General features: G+C 40.3%; 21 protein-coding genes. 6 read left to right on the top strand and 15 right to left on the bottom strand.

Features of this window, described 5'->3' with window-relative positions:
- Nucleotides 1-71: 71 nt before the first annotated feature.
- On the bottom strand, nt 72-1,097 hold the full coding sequence (locus tag J7I42_RS33610; RefSeq protein WP_209144681.1) for a rod shape-determining protein: 1,026 nt from the start codon (nt 1,095-1,097) through the stop codon (nt 72-74).
- Between the two features lie 947 nt (nt 1,098-2,044).
- Between J7I42_RS33610 and J7I42_RS33605 the strand changes: the two genes are divergently transcribed.
- Together J7I42_RS33605 and J7I42_RS33600 are read left to right on the top strand one after the other, a co-directional pair.
- Nucleotides 2,045-2,635, top strand: coding sequence for a TetR/AcrR family transcriptional regulator (locus J7I42_RS33605; RefSeq protein ID WP_209144679.1), 591 nt, complete (start codon nt 2,045-2,047; stop codon nt 2,633-2,635).
- A gap of 48 nt (nt 2,636-2,683) precedes the next feature.
- Nucleotides 2,684-3,055: a VOC family protein gene (locus J7I42_RS33600; RefSeq protein WP_209144677.1), complete on the top strand. Its 372-nt coding sequence runs from the start codon at nt 2,684-2,686 to the stop codon at nt 3,053-3,055.
- 772 nt (nt 3,056-3,827) lie between these two features.
- Here the strand turns inward: J7I42_RS33600 and J7I42_RS33595 are convergent.
- The 9 genes from J7I42_RS33595 to J7I42_RS33555 all read right to left on the bottom strand — a co-directional run bounded on the left by J7I42_RS33595 (nt 3,828) and on the right by J7I42_RS33555 (nt 9,817).
- Entirely contained in the window at nt 3,828-4,439 is a 612-nt protein-coding gene (locus J7I42_RS33595) for a class I SAM-dependent methyltransferase (protein WP_209144675.1), read from the bottom strand.
- A gap of 51 nt (nt 4,440-4,490) precedes the next feature.
- Complete coding sequence (locus tag J7I42_RS33590) at nt 4,491-5,009, bottom strand: DUF6691 family protein (RefSeq protein ID WP_209144673.1); 519 nt, start codon at nt 5,007-5,009, stop codon at nt 4,491-4,493.
- Between the two features lie 24 nt (nt 5,010-5,033).
- The gene (locus tag J7I42_RS33585; RefSeq protein ID WP_236065637.1) at nt 5,034-5,597 is read right to left on the bottom strand and encodes a YeeE/YedE family protein; all 564 of its coding nucleotides are present in this window, start codon (nt 5,595-5,597) and stop codon (nt 5,034-5,036) included.
- 68 nt (nt 5,598-5,665) lie between these two features.
- Nucleotides 5,666-6,466 (bottom strand): hypothetical protein, encoded by an 801-nt coding sequence (locus tag J7I42_RS33580; protein ID WP_209144671.1) that lies wholly within the window; start codon nt 6,464-6,466, stop codon nt 5,666-5,668.
- A gap of 51 nt (nt 6,467-6,517) precedes the next feature.
- Nucleotides 6,518-7,066: a hypothetical protein gene (locus J7I42_RS33575; protein WP_209144669.1), complete on the bottom strand. Its 549-nt coding sequence runs from the start codon at nt 7,064-7,066 to the stop codon at nt 6,518-6,520.
- On the bottom strand, nt 7,063-7,266 hold the full coding sequence (locus J7I42_RS33570) for a hypothetical protein (protein ID WP_209144667.1): 204 nt from the start codon (nt 7,264-7,266) through the stop codon (nt 7,063-7,065). Before J7I42_RS33570 ends, J7I42_RS33575 begins: the two co-directional genes overlap by 4 nt.
- Before the next feature lie 28 nt (nt 7,267-7,294).
- Nucleotides 7,295-7,573 carry a rhodanese-like domain-containing protein gene (locus J7I42_RS33565; protein ID WP_209144665.1) on the bottom strand — a complete coding sequence of 93 codons (279 nt, stop codon included), beginning with the start codon at nt 7,571-7,573 and terminating at the stop codon, nt 7,295-7,297.
- 132 nt (nt 7,574-7,705) lie between these two features.
- Nucleotides 7,706-9,106, bottom strand: a complete 1,401-nt coding sequence (locus tag J7I42_RS33560; protein WP_209144663.1) for an MBL fold metallo-hydrolase — start codon at nt 9,104-9,106, stop codon at nt 7,706-7,708.
- Nucleotides 9,107-9,184: 78 nt separating this feature from the next.
- Nucleotides 9,185-9,817, bottom strand: coding sequence for a Crp/Fnr family transcriptional regulator (locus tag J7I42_RS33555; RefSeq protein ID WP_209144661.1), 633 nt, complete (start codon nt 9,815-9,817; stop codon nt 9,185-9,187).
- Nucleotides 9,818-10,030: 213 nt separating this feature from the next.
- Here J7I42_RS33555 and J7I42_RS33550 point away from each other — a divergent pair, with 213 nt between their 5' ends.
- Nucleotides 10,031-10,831, top strand: coding sequence for a sulfite exporter TauE/SafE family protein (locus J7I42_RS33550; protein ID WP_209144659.1), 801 nt, complete (start codon nt 10,031-10,033; stop codon nt 10,829-10,831).
- Nucleotides 10,832-10,914: 83 nt separating this feature from the next.
- Complete coding sequence (locus J7I42_RS33545) at nt 10,915-11,112, top strand: hypothetical protein (RefSeq protein ID WP_209144657.1); 198 nt, start codon at nt 10,915-10,917, stop codon at nt 11,110-11,112.
- Nucleotides 11,113-11,153: 41 nt separating this feature from the next.
- On the opposite strand, the gene J7I42_RS33540 is transcribed toward J7I42_RS33545, so the two are convergent.
- Together J7I42_RS33540 and J7I42_RS33535 are read right to left on the bottom strand one after the other, a co-directional pair.
- A complete protein-coding gene (locus J7I42_RS33540; protein ID WP_209144655.1) occupies nt 11,154-11,837 on the bottom strand; it encodes a thioredoxin domain-containing protein in 684 nt (227 codons plus the stop codon).
- Nucleotides 11,838-11,844: 7 nt separating this feature from the next.
- A complete protein-coding gene (locus J7I42_RS33535) occupies nt 11,845-12,051 on the bottom strand; it encodes a YgaP family membrane protein (RefSeq protein WP_209144653.1) in 207 nt (68 codons plus the stop codon).
- A 961-nt stretch (nt 12,052-13,012) separates the two neighbouring features.
- Here J7I42_RS33535 and J7I42_RS33530 point away from each other — a divergent pair.
- On the top strand, nt 13,013-13,288 hold the full coding sequence (locus J7I42_RS33530; protein ID WP_209144651.1) for a hypothetical protein: 276 nt from the start codon (nt 13,013-13,015) through the stop codon (nt 13,286-13,288).
- A 487-nt stretch (nt 13,289-13,775) separates the two neighbouring features.
- On the opposite strand, the gene J7I42_RS33525 is transcribed toward J7I42_RS33530, so the two are convergent.
- A complete protein-coding gene (locus J7I42_RS33525; protein WP_209144649.1) occupies nt 13,776-14,030 on the bottom strand; it encodes a hypothetical protein in 255 nt (84 codons plus the stop codon).
- 8 nt (nt 14,031-14,038) lie between these two features.
- Here J7I42_RS33525 and J7I42_RS35820 point away from each other — a divergent pair, with 8 nt between their 5' ends.
- Complete coding sequence (locus J7I42_RS35820; protein ID WP_209145198.1) at nt 14,039-14,110, top strand: IS3 family transposase; 72 nt, start codon at nt 14,039-14,041, stop codon at nt 14,108-14,110.
- 72 nt (nt 14,111-14,182) lie between these two features.
- Here the strand turns inward: J7I42_RS35820 and J7I42_RS33515 are convergent, their stop codons facing one another.
- On the bottom strand, nt 14,183-14,500 hold the full coding sequence (locus J7I42_RS33515) for a hypothetical protein (protein ID WP_209144646.1): 318 nt from the start codon (nt 14,498-14,500) through the stop codon (nt 14,183-14,185).
- 343 nt (nt 14,501-14,843) lie between these two features.
- A complete protein-coding gene (locus tag J7I42_RS33510) occupies nt 14,844-16,133 on the bottom strand; it encodes an RHS repeat domain-containing protein (protein ID WP_209144644.1) in 1,290 nt (429 codons plus the stop codon).
- Between the last annotated feature and the right edge of the window lie 69 nt (nt 16,134-16,202).

The raw sequence follows: 16,202 nt of genomic DNA, 5'->3' as shown, positions 1-16,202 counted from the left end.
GTGCGCATCAAAAGCATTGAATATTTAATAAATATCAATATATCGATCTTCACGTTACTTTGAATCAAAGATCATCGCATAATAAAAGGATAATGTTTGTAATTTTTTAACGCCAATCCTGTACCCCGCACTACACTTTTAAGCGGGTCATCCGCAATATGAACAGGTAGTTTTATTTTTTGACTGAGTCTTTTGTCTAAGCCTCTAAGCAAAGCGCCACCGCCTGTAAGGTACAGCCCCCGTTGGTAAATATCGCTGGCCAGCTCAGGTGGCGTTTGTTCGAGTGCCTTTAAGATAGCTTCTTCGATCTTAAAAATGCTTTTATCCAGCGCCTCGGCTACTTCCTGATAGCTAACGTTTACTTGTTTAGGAATGCCAGTCACAAGATCGCGACCATTGACAGGAATGTCCGCAGGCGGTTCCTCCAAATCCTTCAGGGCTGAACCAATATAAATTTTTATCTGTTCGGCAGTTCTCTCTCCAATTAGTAAGCTGTGGTAGCGACGCAAAGCCTCTTTAATATCGGCCGTAAACTCATCGCCGGCGATACGGATAGATTGGTCGCATACAATCCCAGCCAGTGCAATTACCGTAATTCCTGTTGTGCCGCCACCAATGTCAATGATCATATTGCCAACAGGCTCTTCCACATCTATACCAATGCCAAGTGCTGCGGCCATTGGTTCATGAACCAGGTATACTTCTTTAGCACCAGCCTGCTCAGCGCTATCCCTTACTGCACGTTTTTCCACCTCTGTTATGGACGAAGGAATACAGATCATCATGCGCCAGGATGGCGCGAAAATTCGCTTATTGGGATAAACCATTTTTATCAATCCCCGTATCATAAGTTCGGCTGCATTAAAATCGGCAATTACGCCATCTTTTAGCGGACGAATCGTCCTTATATCATCGTGTGTTTTTTCATGCATCATCAATGCCCGTTTTCCCACCGCCAGCATTTCTTTCGGATTATTTCTATTAAAAGCTACGATCGATGGTTCGTTCACAACGATCTCGTCGTTGTGGATGATAAGCGTATTCGCAGTTCCCAGGTCCATCGCAATTTCCTGGGTAAGCCAATTAAATAAACCCATAATTATAACAAATTAGAAGACGATCAGTAGATGAGTAGGCGTTCCAGGCGCCTCTGATCGAAAAATGGAAGGAAAAGTACCGGTATTGACGGGTTTTCCCATATTACACACCGGTGATAACCATGCTCAAGCTTCCTGCGGTTCCACCATGGCCTACGGCTTTACCCCATCATTCAATCTATCGCTATTTTTTTGAATATACCGGGCAGGTGGAGGTTCAGTACCACATGGCATTGCTGATAAAAATGAAATTGGAACAAAAAAGCTTTTAAACTTACGCAATATCGCGTATTGAATAGTAAATATATTGTAAATTAATTGTTTAGGGAATTTATTATAGTGACGATGGGTTTTAATGTTGGGCAGTGAATACAGGATATCAAGTTTAGGGATTTGATCTATATTCTATTCAGGATTAATTCTTCCATAAAAGTGACGACGTGGGAACTGAACATGTGGTATCATTCTCTCACTTGTGGTTTTGCAATGTTACGGATTAGCGAGGTTATGTATCAAATCTGTTTGGCAATGTGCCATAACATGAAGACTATTAATCATTGTAAATCAGAAATGTCTCCTATCGTGCCTGCAATGGCGTAAAAACCAGCAGGGCATTTAACAAATGGACCTGTTCGTTAAACAATTCACACTGTTTAACCAGATGGAACGATCATTTTGATTGAATTAAAAAACAGGGCACAAAAAAAAGGCACTGATTTTCATCAGAACCTTTTCCGAGTCGGGGCGGCTGGACAAGTCTAACTGCTTCACGAAGGATTTGTTAAGAATCACCGGTTTACACATATACTATATACACTAAACAGCAATCAAGTTTGGAAGTTGGGGCGAATAGCCCGACTCACTAAACGAACGATAAATAAGGTTTGCTTGAAAAATAGTGGATAGAAATTATAAAAGAACAAACATTCTTTTATATTTGCATCCTTATGCGAACAAAAGATGCACAAAAGGAAGTACTGATAAGGCAAAAAACGATGGAGATTGTTGTTAAGGAAGGGCTGGATGGGTTCAGTATGCATAAATTGGCTGCGAGCGTTGGCATATCAGTCAATACCATTTATCTTAACTTTAATAATAAGGAAGACCTTATTATTAAAGTTTACCAAGGCGTGGTAAAGAAAATGGAGCAGGTATTGCTTGAAGGATTCAACCCGGAAATGGATTTTGCAACCGGTTTAAAACTGCAATGGAAGAACCGCCTGAGGTATTTCACGAAATACCCGCTACATATTGAATTTACCGAGCAGATCAGGCATTCGCCTATCTATGAAAAGGTGATGCAGCTTCAGGGAAAAAAATTCACTTCCACAATGGAGCAATTCTATGAAAGGGCCATAAAAAACAATGAACTGATAAGGTTTCCGTTGGAAATATACTGGTCACTAGCCTATGCCCCTTTATTTCAGCTGCTTAAATTTCACCGGCAGAACAAAAGCATTACAGGTAAAAAGTTTGTATTAACAGAAAAGAAATTCAACCAGGCGTTCAGCCGCGTGTTGCTATCACTCGTTCCATAATTTTTTTCACCTAATAAAGAACAATTGTTCTTTATTAATTTATTTACCATGCAAATAAATCACTTAAATTTTCCCGTGACTGATGTAGCACAGACAAAGTCATTTTTTGAAAAGCATTTCAATTTTACATGCCGAGAGATTAAAGGCGATAATATGATGGCCATATTACAAAGCGAGGAAGGGTTTGTATTAACATTGATGTCAACTGATTTTAACAGGAACGGTAACTCTATCTACCCTGATGCCTTTCATATGGGGTTTCTCGTAAAAGACCAGGACGAAGTACAATCCATTTGGCAGCGTCTCCACAAAGATGGCGCTGTATTGGAACAGAAGCCTCATAATATGCGAGGCGTGTTTGGTTTTTATCTACATGCGCCCGGGAATATCTTAATAGAAATAAGCACTGTTGGCAACTAAACCAACTACATTATCTTTATATCTTTAAGGTTTGTTAATTGGAGCATACCCCCGCTTTTCAAAATGAATGTCGTTCCCAGGAACTGAGCCTTGTGCAAAGATTAAAGTTTCGGCACTTTTAGTTATTTATTTGACTTCGGTTGTACTTGACAAAATACAGACGAAGCCACAACCAGACCCGTTAAATCACTAAAAACATCCATAGAGGAATTGGAATATATGGATCATACTTTAATGCTTTAACACCTTATTTTTTACAAGAACACTTCGAACCAAATAAGCCTTCAAATCCAACGACTTGAAGACTCTTGTAAATTTTGGTCGGGTCAGCTGGACAATTGTCTAACCAATTTACCAGGGATTTAAAGTCTTTAGGAGAAATTATAAAATATATAAAGTTTTGACGAGATTAATATAGGAATACTAAATCGACTGCCAGAATGACAAAAATAAAATTTAATAATTAAATTGCAATTAATTATATATTTAAGAATGTTGCATATAAATTATATTTTCTTTGATATCTTGAGATTCCAATACAACCTAATAATGCCCCAAAATTATCCAATGCTAAAATTGAGAGATTTTCTTCTGGCGACTTAGGCATGTAGCACGCCTTGCATTCAGTAACGCCATTTAACAACAGATTACATAGAGCAGTCATATCGCGCATTATTTAACGAAAGTGGTGTTTTAAGCGGAAAAATTGCAAGCTGCCTGCTATTTAAAATCTCAATACGATTGCCAATAATGCTGAATATTAATTTCCCCTTCAAGCCTTCTTAAAACTACAAAAAGTGAAAGATTGCATAGTATTAAAGGGTGTTTGATGTACTTGATTGACACAGCGAATTTTTATAAACGATGGCTTTAACAGGTCTGTAAGGGCTTTTTGAGAATAGCGTTGAACTGGCAGGTTGCTACATTTTTCCGGGCCGTCTTCGGCAAATGTACCGATTACTAATGCCCCGCCATCTTTTAGTGCACGTGCTATTAATGTCGTATAATGTCCAATTTTTTGATCATCAGTTACAAAATGGAAAACTGCCCGGTCATGCCAACAGGCATAATTCCTGACTGGCTGAAAGTCTAATATATCAGAAACAATCCAGGTAACCAAGTGCGCCTTATTGCCAAGTCGCCTTTGGGCATTAGCAATTGCTACCTCTGAAATATCAAGGACTGTAATATCACTATAGCCCTTTTCTATAAGAGCATCTACAAAAAGACTATCCCCACCGCCTACATCAATAATGGGCGCATCTTTGGCAAGATTAAGCTCTTCTATAAATTGAATTGATATTGCCGGATATGATTGGAACCAGCTTTTTTGCTGATCATCTTTTTTTCCAAAAATTTGGTCCCAATGATTTCTTTGTGACATATGCATTAACTATCAGTTTTAACAAATTCGGTCTATTTCTTTCAATGACTATTAGTGTGGCAATTTTTCCCGGAAATATCCATACGTCCAGGTGCCTGCTATTGCGCTTAGCAACACAACCAATACAACCAGTGAACCGGTTCCAATTTGAGCAAACAACGGGCCGGGACATGCGCCGGTTAACGCCCAACCTAAACCGAAGATCAGAGCGCCGTAAATTTGGCCTTTGTTGAATTTCTTAGGATGAAATTCAATTTTTTCGCCGTGGATGGTTTTAATATTGAATTTTTTGATCAGCCAAACAGAGATCATACCCACTATTACAGCCGTTCCAATTACGCCATACATGTGAAAACTTTGCAACCGGAACATTTCCTGAATCCGAAACCAACTGATGATCTCTGCTTTTATAAATACAATACCGAATAACATGCCTACGGCCATATACTTAAAATTGTACCACCAAGGATGTTGTTGCCTCGATTCATTGATACAGATCATATCCAGAGAACGTGCTTCAAAGTCTGATTGAAAAGTTGATATATCTATATCTTTTGTTGTAGTTGACATTGGTCGATAAAATTAAAAGATGAATTATAAATGAAGTATAAAAGGAAGAATAAAATTAGCCATGGCAAAACCACCCACCATAAACATTACAGTAGCTACCAGTGAAGGCCATTGCAGATCACTGAGGCCCATAATAGCATGGCCAGAGGTACAGCCGCCTGCATAGCGGGCCCCGAAACCAACCAGAAAGCCGCCACCCACCAGCATGATCATTCCACGCACGGTAAAGAGGCTGCTCCACGAAAAAAGCTCTTTCGGTAATAATGCACTATGGTCGGTGATGCCATAGGAGGCCAGTTCTTTTAACAGGTAAGGATGAACGACTACAGGATCAGGATTTTTTAGAAATAGTGCAGTTATAATGGCCCCTGCCAGTATTCCGCCCACGAAAAAGAAATTCCAACTCTCTTTCTTCCAATCGTATTTAAAAAACTTAATACCGGCCGGAAAACAAGCCGCACAGGCATGGCGCAGATTGGCGGAGATACCAAAATGTTTATTGCCCAGCAACAACAGCGCCGGCACAATTAAACCAATTAAAACGCCCGCTACATACCAGGGCCAGGTTTGTTGTAATAACTGAAACATGATTATCAAATTTATAATGACAAAAGTATTTTTAGTTTAATGTTCGACAGGTGACTATTATCACTTTGCTAAAACCGATAGTTGACCACTAAGGCAAAATGGGAAAGATCTATCTTGTTGATGACATACCGGAGGTTATTATAATCATCGCCCTTTTTGCCCTTATACACATACAAAGCCGATACCTTCATGTTAGTAAAAACGCCACCGAATGAATACTCAACCCCAATCTTACTATGTTCATAGGAGGGAACACCGTATTTATTCAATGCGTATTCTTTTACATCGGGTAAATAATAGCTGCCGTAACCAGCTTCCATAGTCAGGCGCTGTTTGGGAAATTCCCATTTGACCGTTACCGATAATGCATGAAAATCGCCAACACCCTCACTTCTTTCGCGGTTAAGAAAGGTAAAAAATGGTTCCGTTCCCCATTCCCGGGGCATCGTGAACCTGCCTCCAGCCTTGATCCTTGTATAGTTCATTAACAGGCGGGTCTTTTTATTTTCCCAGCCGGCCCGGCTACTGATAATATTTACCTTGTTGCCTTTGTTAAAATATGTTTTTACAGGATCGGCATTACCGCCCCGGTTCAACACATCCTGCCGTATATACTGCAGTTCTGCCAGCCAATTAGCATTGGCGCCTGCAGGAACTTTGTATGTGGCCTGAAGCATTGCTGTATTAAACAGGTTATCTGCATACTGCTCCCATAACTGCAGGTGCAGGTTTACACCGGGCTGCCAATGTATGCCCAGCAGGCCAACTCCTTTCGATTGCAGATTATTCAGGTAATTACCCTTAGTGCCATCTATATTTGTACCTTGCGGATATCTCCCCATAGAACCTGCCACGCTAAACCATTGCATGGTGCCTCTTGGCGCAATATTATATAACCAGCCTGTTTCCAACCGCCATTGTCAATGCTGTATATCGAAATATAATCCCTCTACGACAGTAGGCTGCATGCGGTTATCCTGCATATTGATAAAAGGCGTATTGAGCAGTTGTTTGCCAAACGAAATTTTAGCATTCTTTCGCTGGTAAGTAATGTTCAGCAGGCTCAGCAAAACGAGGTTCTTTCGCTCGCCGGGCCGCGTTACATCAAAGAGCGTACTTTCATAGCGATTGAATGCGCCCGTAGCAGGATCAGCTTGCGCCACGTTGTAAGAAAAAACCGGAAAGGTAAAATGAGTGCCTACCATGAACCTGAAGTCGTGGAAAGCTCTTGTTTTATACACAATGTGACCGCCAATAGCATCCGCATGATAATAATTTAATCCCCTGGCGTTGTTAGTGAACATCAGCACATTTCTTAGGTGACCGTTCATGTTGCCATTACCGATTGCATACGCCAGGGAGGTAGTATCTTTATTAACCTGAGCTTTTACTGGCGTTTGCATCCCTACAACCATCAGTAGCAAAAACATTCCCCTATTCATCTTCAGGATATGCTTTGCTATTTTCATTTTTGCTTATTCTGTTTAGGTAATGTGCATCCGCCTTCGCCGCAGGCAGCAACATTAAATACGCCAGTGAATAGGAGGAACGATCCGGCAATACTAGCTAAAGAATCATGCTTTACAATAGAATAGGTTAATGCGGCTATGCCAGTTACGATACGAAAAACACGCATAAAACTCCAGCCTGTTGTTAATATTTTTTTCATCTGCTTTTTTAAAGATTATTTATTTTATCTATTTTTTCAGTTTACGTACTTCTTCCAGGCTGCCACCATTGTAAACCCCGGTGTAACCTTCTTTCTGCAAGTATGCCACCGCCGATCCGCTCCTGTTGCCGCTTCGACAGTAACATATCACCGGTATATTGCCTAATTCTTTTATTTCCTGTTTTCTGTGTGCAATTTCACCCAATGGAATATTTATAGCCCCATCAAGATGCCCGATTGCAAATTCTTCTTTCGTTCTTACGTCAACAAACAGGGCATCGGCATTTACTATTTCTTTTAAACGCATAATAATTTATTTAGAACACAAAACTACACTGGTGTCCTGGGGCTATAAATGACAGAAGTCACACAACGAAATACAAAATAAAAGCCCTCCTGCAAAGGAGAGCTTTTATAAGTGTTCGGTATCATTGGATCGTTACTGTACAACAGGATTTTTTTCCTGCAGCCATTTATTCATTCCTTCAGAAAAGTTCAATATATTCTTATAACCCTGGCGGGCCAACAACGAGTAACCTATAGTAGCGCGGTCACCGCCCTGGCAATGGATCACCACTTTTTTATCTTTACTGATCTTGTTGAGGTTGTTTGGCAGGGAACCGATAAATACATGGTCGGCTCCATTTATATGACTTGCTGTATACTCTGTAGCGCCACGCAGATCTACCACCTGAATGCCATTGTTTTGATAAAGCGTTTTAAATTCATCAATTGAAATAACCGGTTCCTGCTCCAGTCTGCCGTCTTCTTCTTCCCACACCTTTATGGAAGGAATATAACCGTAAATATTATCAAGCCCAATGCGCATCAGTTTTCGGGTAATATCATCAAGTTGATCAGGATCGGCAAGCAGGATAAAGGGCGTTTCATAATCCAGGAACCAACCGGCCCAGGTATTGAAAGAGTTATTGTTCTGTATATTGATACTGCCGGGAATGTATCCTTTTGCGAAAACATTTTTATCGCGTGTATCTATCAATTTGTAGCCTTTATCCAATCCCCGCTTTAAAGAAACCACGTCAAGCTTTTTCAGTGCAGGCACTTCCGTAAGCAGGGGCCGCTTCACCTTGTTCAGCTTTTTCATCATAGCAAAATATTTGGGCGGTTCCGGCTGATCGGCCAGCAAATATTGTACAAACCCGTTTTCATCCTGTTCAAACCTGAAAGCCCAGTTTCTCACCTGTTCATAGCCGGTGGTAGTAGAAGGAACAGCACCCAGAGCCTTGCCACAAGCTGAGCCGGCGCCGTGGCCAGGCCAAACCTGCACATAAGGGGGTAATGCACTGAATTTTTTGAGTGACAGGAACATTTGATGTGCACCTGTTTCCTGTGTGCCTATCAGGCCGGCCGCTTTCTCTAACAGATCGGGCCTGCCTATATCACCTACGAATACAAAGTCGCCGGTAAACAACATAACAGGTTCACTGCTTGCGGGCTTATCTGTTAATAAAAAGCTGATGCTTTCCGGTGTATGTCCCGGGGTGTGCAACACTTCAAATTCCAGGTTGCCTAACTGAATGCGACTGCCGTCTTTTAGGCCAACATGATCAAACTCGTATTGCCAGTGTGCCCCGCCTTCATCAGACAGATACATGACAGCGCCTGTAAGAGCTGCCAGTTCTCGTGAACCTGTCAGGAAATCGGCATGAATATGTGTTTCCAGAATATGGGTGATCTGCATTTTTTGTTCCTGCGCAATTGCCAGGTAAGTATCTACATCTCTTTTAGGATCTATAACGGCAGCAATGCCGGCTTTTTGACAACCGATAAAGTAACTGCTTTGTGCAAGGGTCTTATCATAAATGTGCTGAAAATACATCGTTATTGTTTTTGTTAGCACAAAGATGATGAATGCACCAGAGTCTATAGGTGATGCCTGTCACACATGAAAATATATTCAGGGCTTTATCCATTCAAAGGAATTGCGGTGGATAATGAGCCAACCATCCTTCTCCATTTTTTTCATTAGACGGCTGATCACTTCACGCGAAGAATTGAGGTCGGTGGCTATTTCCTGGTGAGTAAGTTTTATATGCCGACCCAGTTTTTCAACCTGTCCTTTAATATAGAATTCCAGGCGCTCATCCATATTTTTAAACGCAATGGCATTGATTGTATTCAGCAACTCTTCATAACGGGAACGCCACGTTCTGAGAACGAAATAATGCCAGCTTTTATATTTGCCCAGCCACTCATCCATATATTGAATAGGTATGGTAAGCACCGTAACATCGGTCATTGCTTTGGCCAGCACCTGGCTGTTCTCCTGCCGGTAGGTACAAACCATGGAAACGGCACAGGCTTCACCAGGCTCTATGTAATACATAAAGAACTCATCGCCCTCCTCATCCTCCTGGTATAATTTCACTATGCCTTCAAGTATAAGCATAGTTGATCTTATGGTTTGTCCTTTACGCAGGAGGGTAATGCCTGCTGGTACCTGACGTACTTCTCCATGCTGATCTATTTCGTTGTACAATTCCTCCTCAAGGCCGGGAAATAATTGCCGTAAAGTATTGTGTTCTTCCATGATATTAAATTACGATTTTAATTTCAGTCAGTAGTCAGCTTAGTATAATAACGGTGCAGGCAGCTATCCTTATGCAAGGATAGCAATATCGCCTTTTAACATACACATTATGTGACTTTTATTACACAACCTGTTAAAGGCATAAAAACGCGTAGTGACTATTATCACTTACAGCCTGGACAAAGCCCTCGACCTTTACCCTAAATAAATACTATGCACCTCTTGGGATATTTCGCTTCTTTACTTATAGGCATTTCGCTGGGATTGATCGGCGGTGGTGGTTCCATACTTACCATGCCTGTAATGGTTTATCTGTTCGGCGTTTCGCCAATTACAGCTACTTCTTATTCTTTATTTATTGTTGGCTCTACCAGCCTTGTGGGCGCTGCCAGGCAGTACAAACAAGGCACAGTTAATATAAGGATGGCGTTATTGTTTGCCGCAACCTCTGTAGCAATTGTTTTTATTACTCGTAAATGGCTGGTGCCTGCTATTCCGGAGCAAATTGCCTCCATACATGGCGTTGTGATAACGGAAAGCTGGCTTACCATGGTGCTGTTTGCATTACTCATGCTTATCTCCTCCGTATTCATGATGCGTAATAAAGCGAACGGTACAGATCAGGCAGCAGTTAATAAAAGAATCAGTATTAGAAAACTGCTGCTGTTTGGCACCAGTATTGGCCTGGTAACAGGTTTACTGGGTGCAGGTGGAGGTTTCTTGCTGATACCGGCGCTGGTATTAATGCTGCGCCTTCCTATGAAAGAAGCCGTTGGCACCTCGTTGCTGGTGATAGCACTGAACTCACTTTTAGGTTTCACCGGTAACCTGAACGATAAAGGGATAAACTGGTCCCTGCTGTTAACAGTAACGTCACTCGCTATTGTGGGAATATTATTGGGCAGCTATCTGAACCGGAAGGTCAAAGCCGACAGCCTAAAAAAAGCATTTGGTTGGTTTGTGCTTGCTATGGGGATTTACATCCTTGTCAAAGAGTTGACAGCACTTTACTGACCGGTGTTATCTTTGTAATAAAAGGGCGCTTTCTTTTCAAGTAAACACATATACTTACGCACTTAAAACTGATATAAAACAAAATGAACAAGAATGTAAAAATGATTATCTGGTTCAGCAGGTTGCTGCGGTGGTTACTCGGAATTCTTTTTATTAGTACTGGTTTTACGTATGTAAAAGAAGGCGGCTGGCCTGCCATTCTATTTGGCACGTTGATACTGATCACCGGTTTCTTTAAGCCAAAGAGATGTATTGGTGACTGCAAAACAGATCAGTATTGATTACCACTCGCGAATGTTTTATATTGAATTCATTTTGTAAGTTATAACCGATCTATAAAATCTTTTATTTCAACTATACCTGTTTTTCTCCATACAGGTTTTCCCTGTTTATAAAGGATGAATGTAGGAAATGCATCAACCTGCAAAGCATTACATAATTGAGTTTGAGATCCGCCATCTATCTTTAACAAAGTGAATTTTAAACCATGGTCTTTTTCTAGTTTTTCCAATACCGGTTCCATTTTTTTGCAGGGCGGGCACCATTGAGCACTGAAATCAACCAACACGGTTTTATCTTTTGGTATGGATGCCAAGTATGCTTCCTTACTCATTTGCTCCACCGGTTTATCAATTACCAGGGGTTTATTTTCCTTCTGCCAGGCATTAATGCCGCCGGAAAGGCTGTAAGCGGTAAATCCATTTTTGTGTAGCCACCGGTTGGCCGCATCACTTCTCCCACCACTCAGGCAATATACATATACCGGTTTTGAATTGTCAAGAGCAGTTACCCGCCATATAAACTCCTGTTGGTTGGTCCAGTCGGCCAGGAACGCATTGGCAAGATGCCCCGACTGATATTCACCTGGTGTTCTTACATCCAATAACTGTATGTCTTTTTGCCCAATGGCTTTTTCAAACTCCTGCACAGATAAATTGCTTTTTTGAGCCATACTGTTGCAGGAAAATAATAATATCGCAGCAACAGCCAGACCTATATTACTCATACGTAAATCATTTTTTTACCGGGCAGGTATTAAGCCCAAAAAGGGTATAGAGGGGGCAAAAACTAACAAGGCTTGTGAGTACAAAAACACCTCCCAGTATAACCAATATAAGGCCAACGGTACCGGTAACAATACCTGCAAAATAAAGATATGCAAAAACAGCGGTAAGTAATATGCGAATAATACGGTCGGTTGTACCCATATTCTTTTTCATATGAGAATGATTTTTACGATTGAAAATATTGAATGAGCCACCCAATAAGTGCCACAATACCGATGCATAAAAAACACGTCAATACAAACTTCACCAGTTTATTGCTCATTACAGGGGGGGCTTTATTGCTTATAAAAGTAGGTGGGTTTATTTTCCCATTAATTGACTTTGGTTGGATGAGATATGATTTTCGTCAGAAGGTAGCAGAGGTTCAAACTTAGACAAAGAAGGATTGAAAAAGGGATTACGAGGGGTGCCAAAAGTAGGATAATAATGGGGACCGGATTGATTTCGCTTTAAATAGCATTTTTATTCAAAAATGTAAACCAGGGCACAGGCCGTGATGAAACTACTTTAAAGGAAGCAGCACGTCAAGTGGGTGCTGGAACTCTGGCTATGAAAGCTGACATCCTTGATTTAACATCTGTTGAAAAAGCCTACAAAGGAAAAAGCCAGTAACGGGCAGGCCATAATAAACAGATACAAAAAATGCCCCATGATTTCACCTTGTCCTGAATTTATGAAAACCCTATTTTAACAAGAATACTTCGAACCAAAAAACCCCTTCAAATTCAATGATTTGAAAGGGCTCGTAAATTTTAGTCGGGACAGCTGGATTCGAACTTATAATTTCTGAACTTACTAAAATTTCAACAGCGTTCACTTCAAAGCCACTTTATTGCAGCCCTTGAATTTCAAAGGCGTATGGGTATATTAAAAGAGGCGATAACTGATTTTCACTTATCTCTAACTGATATTTCCCATGCTGTCCCCATATAATATACCCCGCATATCCCTGTAAATATCTAGTATAGCCACTACATCTCTCAACAAAATGCCAGCAAAATAGCATCCGAATCCCATAGCCTATGGCATTCGGATGGGATTATCACCGGGAAAATGGCTATATTGTATGCCTATGCGATAGCTTTAACAAGGACTATCAAACCTAACGTTCGATATGAAGAGGAAGAAAACACCATTAAACCGCAAACGCGTGCTTACCGATCCGGCTTTTGAATGCAGCCGGGAAAATACTGCTGAGTTTTCCCGTGCAGGCAGAGCCGCTCGCTGGCTTCACCATGGCATATCACCTGGCTTACGCAATACAGCCCACCGCTACGCTTCCGGTCGACTTTCCAAAAGCATGTACAAGGTACCACAAAGCGACCCGGTAAACGAACGGGGTGAACGCAAGGTTCCAAAGGGGGGTGTTAAGCATTTTGGAAGGATTTGACTTCAACCGCGACTCCAGCCTTCAAAAAGTTTTAAAGGCGCCCTATTCGATTACATTCGATCAGGCGACCATGCTAGTGACCATCAGCTTCCCTCCTTTAATAGAATCCAGCAGGCGCTTATTAAATAAAAGCCGCAGTAATGTGAACTGCGGCCTTTTACTAGTAGTTCCCTACTTTATATTTTTTGTCATACCATTCGTGCCATCGCTTTAATGCTACTTTTGTAAAACCTAACCTGCCTAAATAATTTCCCATAGTACCAGGCTCTATTTGAGTATACCGTTCCATAAAATCTACGGATGCCATGCAACAATAAATAGTATCAACCTTACTTTTTTTTTGCAGCCTTATCCAATATTTTAAAGTGATAGGGAAATAACTTATTAACGCTATCTGTTGGACTGAACACGCCTTTATTTTGCGCTGAGGCATCCATTTTACCAAAATAAAAGAAACTTAAAAAAAAGACTATAATTCTCATTTATCCTATTTTTTAATTATTATCTCAGTGACGTCATTCACATTTGAGTTCGTGACCGACACCACAATTTTCCTTTCTTCACTTCCTTTCCTATAAACACCTTCAAAAGTACCGCTTACCTTATTGCCCGGTTTTACTGTAAAATCAATTTCTTTATATCCAGCAGGATCGCGTTTGTAACCGGTAATTTTTTCTTCTACGGCATATGCATCTTCATTATGTGCTATTCCATAAGTCTTCGAACCATTAAGCTTTTGCATTTCCTTTTATTCACAACTACAATAACGGCAGAATTAAACAAAAACTAAACGGCTTGAGCCCAGTACAGTACCGAACTTAAGCCGCTTAAATCTTTATAAATCCGTCCTACCTTTTGGAATCACTTCATTTTGTCAAAAACAACCTCTTTCGATTATTCCATCAGATCCTCTTTATAAAGTTTTCTGATGGAGTTAAAATCATCACTAGCATATTGTCTTAAACAATATTCAAAAACATCTACATTAACCTCGCCAATGTTTTCGCTAATATATTTTTTATACTTTCTGTAATTTGTTTTGGTTAAGAAATATCCTTCAGTTAATGATGGATCCTTTGCAAGATTAATTTTAAATATTTCAATTAGCCTCTCAGTAGGAATATGAGACACATTCTCGTAAGCATAAATATTTGAATCATCTTCATTCCTGAGAGATATTTCCAAGTAAAAAAAATAATACTTTTTATTCATAATTATAATCCAACTGGTACTAAAATTGGTCTTAATACAGGCGCTGCCGCCCCTCTTGTCGCCAGGTTCGATTTCGAACCTATGCCTTAAATTATGGCGGGCCTTAATCGAGAGAAAATTTATAAAATAGAAAACTCCGAATAATCCCGGAGTTTTCTGATATTTTTATTTTTAGCACCATTTTAATTCCGCCACCGCTTAATCCAAACGGGATAATTATATCACCCATTTTCACGTCCCTGAAAAAACGTTGTAAGGCAGCAAGAGTATCATATATTCATTAATCAAAGAAGCATTCTCTGTTTAGACAATCATTATCGTAGCAACAGGAATGCAAAAAATATCAACGTGCTATCACTGTTTTAGTAAGCGAAATTCCCTCAATTTTTGTATTTGGCGCATCAATAAGCAATTTATTAATGACATGAAATTCTGCACTTCTACCTGCGATTTTTATGATATATTCGCTATCTGCAGAATTTTTAAAATAACTTTCTGTTATTTCCCAAATCATATTAAATGTTTTATTTTCTTTGAATTTTTTTTCAATACTCTGATTATTCTTATACTCGATATAAGATTCATGCCATTTGATATCAGGCAATAATTTTCTTACAATTGCTGCGTTAGCTTCGGAAGCCGTAGCCCTAACTTCTGCTCCAATGATATTTTCAGCAGCATTTAATTCTGGACCGACAGGTCCCGTCACCGCTGCTAGAGGATCAGCTGCAAATTTATGTATAGGGTCATTACCTGCATTCCAGTTATCCTTTGCATTTTCCAATGCCTGATCTACCGCATTACTTAAAGCCTTACCAACAAGCCAAACACCTCTTTTCTCTGCTTCCCATCTATCACTAAGCCAATTTACTAATCCTTCACAGCATGATTGCCCTACATCACCTAACGGATCACTATACCTTATTGGATTATCATAATTGGAAGCATACGGCGACCAATTCTCCATGTTTTCAACCTTCGGGTCAATTTCCCACCATCTGCCCAATTGCGGATCTAATTCTCTTAACTGCGCATCATAAATTTCAATAACTAAACCATCTTCTTTCTCAATTCCGTTAAATTTTTTCTTATTCTCAGGCTCTCCAAAGTTCAATGCTTTCGAACTTATCCCCACCATCGTCAGCCCAAAAGGATAATAATGCGTCTCTTCCAGCAATGGCCCTTTCGAATGAATTACTTGTAAGTTATCAAAGAACACATCGTATTGACTTTCATTGCTACAATACACGTAAATGTATCCATTTTTCGGAATATTAATAGTAGGAATAGTACTGTTATCATGCGTTTTAAATGTTCCATCGGGATTAACTGCCGCTCCCACCATATCGAAGCCGCCGCCTACCCATTTGAATTGCTCATCCAGTATGATCCAGTTTATTCCTGCCTTTGAGCTTTGATCAGGTTGGTTACCTATCAATTGGCCAAGAGAGGTAGGAAATCCTGGTTGGCCGGTTATTTGCGAGCCAGTAATCCCCTTTCCGGAGATTAAGGAAGTAGCAGCAAAACCATTAATTATTTTAGAAACAATAGCACCATTTACCGATGAGGTATACCCTGCTACCGGCTTCCTGTGATATGATATGGCAAAAATATTAATAGCATCGCCAGCCATTATTTTTAACGCAAACCCAAGGCCGTTTTTATCAGCCGGTGTATTTCCGGAGGCATTTAGCTTATATAA

This window comes from Niastella soli (genome assembly GCF_017742245.1).
GTDB lineage: Bacteria > Bacteroidota > Bacteroidia > Chitinophagales > Chitinophagaceae > Niastella > Niastella soli.
This window is presented reverse-complemented; position numbering and strand designations above follow the sequence as displayed.

Excerpts from the sequence above, each read along its gene's own strand:
- J7I42_RS33585 (WP_236065637.1), bottom strand. The coding sequence starts at position 5,597 with ATGTTTCAGTTATTACAACAAACCTGGCCCTGGTATGTAGCGGGCGTT.
- J7I42_RS33510 (WP_209144644.1), bottom strand. The coding sequence starts at position 16,133 with ATGGCTGGCGATGCTATTAATATTTTTGCCATATCATATCACAGGAAG.
- J7I42_RS33540 (WP_209144655.1), bottom strand. The coding sequence starts at position 11,837 with ATGAGTAATATAGGTCTGGCTGTTGCTGCGATATTATTATTTTCCTGC.
- J7I42_RS33610 (WP_209144681.1), bottom strand. The coding sequence starts at position 1,097 with ATGGGTTTATTTAATTGGCTTACCCAGGAAATTGCGATGGACCTGGGA.
- J7I42_RS33605 (WP_209144679.1), top strand. The coding sequence starts at position 2,045 with ATGCGAACAAAAGATGCACAAAAGGAAGTACTGATAAGGCAAAAAACG.
- J7I42_RS33580 (WP_209144671.1), bottom strand. The coding sequence starts at position 6,466 with ATGCAATGGTTTAGCGTGGCAGGTTCTATGGGGAGATATCCGCAAGGT.
- J7I42_RS33555 (WP_209144661.1), bottom strand. The coding sequence starts at position 9,817 with ATGGAAGAACACAATACTTTACGGCAATTATTTCCCGGCCTTGAGGAG.
- J7I42_RS33570 (WP_209144667.1), bottom strand. The coding sequence starts at position 7,266 with ATGAAAAAAATATTAACAACAGGCTGGAGTTTTATGCGTGTTTTTCGT.
- J7I42_RS33530 (WP_209144651.1), top strand. The coding sequence starts at position 13,013 with ATGAAGAGGAAGAAAACACCATTAAACCGCAAACGCGTGCTTACCGAT.
- J7I42_RS33515 (WP_209144646.1), bottom strand. The coding sequence starts at position 14,500 with ATGAATAAAAAGTATTATTTTTTTTACTTGGAAATATCTCTCAGGAAT.
- J7I42_RS33535 (WP_209144653.1), bottom strand. The coding sequence starts at position 12,051 with ATGAAAAAGAATATGGGTACAACCGACCGTATTATTCGCATATTACTT.
- J7I42_RS33560 (WP_209144663.1), bottom strand. The coding sequence starts at position 9,106 with ATGTATTTTCAGCACATTTATGATAAGACCCTTGCACAAAGCAGTTAC.
- J7I42_RS33565 (WP_209144665.1), bottom strand. The coding sequence starts at position 7,573 with ATGCGTTTAAAAGAAATAGTAAATGCCGATGCCCTGTTTGTTGACGTA.
- J7I42_RS33575 (WP_209144669.1), bottom strand. The coding sequence starts at position 7,066 with ATGAAAATAGCAAAGCATATCCTGAAGATGAATAGGGGAATGTTTTTG.
- J7I42_RS33600 (WP_209144677.1), top strand. The coding sequence starts at position 2,684 with ATGCAAATAAATCACTTAAATTTTCCCGTGACTGATGTAGCACAGACA.
- J7I42_RS33545 (WP_209144657.1), top strand. The coding sequence starts at position 10,915 with ATGAACAAGAATGTAAAAATGATTATCTGGTTCAGCAGGTTGCTGCGG.
- J7I42_RS33595 (WP_209144675.1), bottom strand. The coding sequence starts at position 4,439 with ATGTCACAAAGAAATCATTGGGACCAAATTTTTGGAAAAAAAGATGAT.
- J7I42_RS33590 (WP_209144673.1), bottom strand. The coding sequence starts at position 5,009 with ATGTCAACTACAACAAAAGATATAGATATATCAACTTTTCAATCAGAC.
- J7I42_RS33525 (WP_209144649.1), bottom strand. The coding sequence starts at position 14,030 with ATGCAAAAGCTTAATGGTTCGAAGACTTATGGAATAGCACATAATGAA.
- J7I42_RS33550 (WP_209144659.1), top strand. The coding sequence starts at position 10,031 with ATGCACCTCTTGGGATATTTCGCTTCTTTACTTATAGGCATTTCGCTG.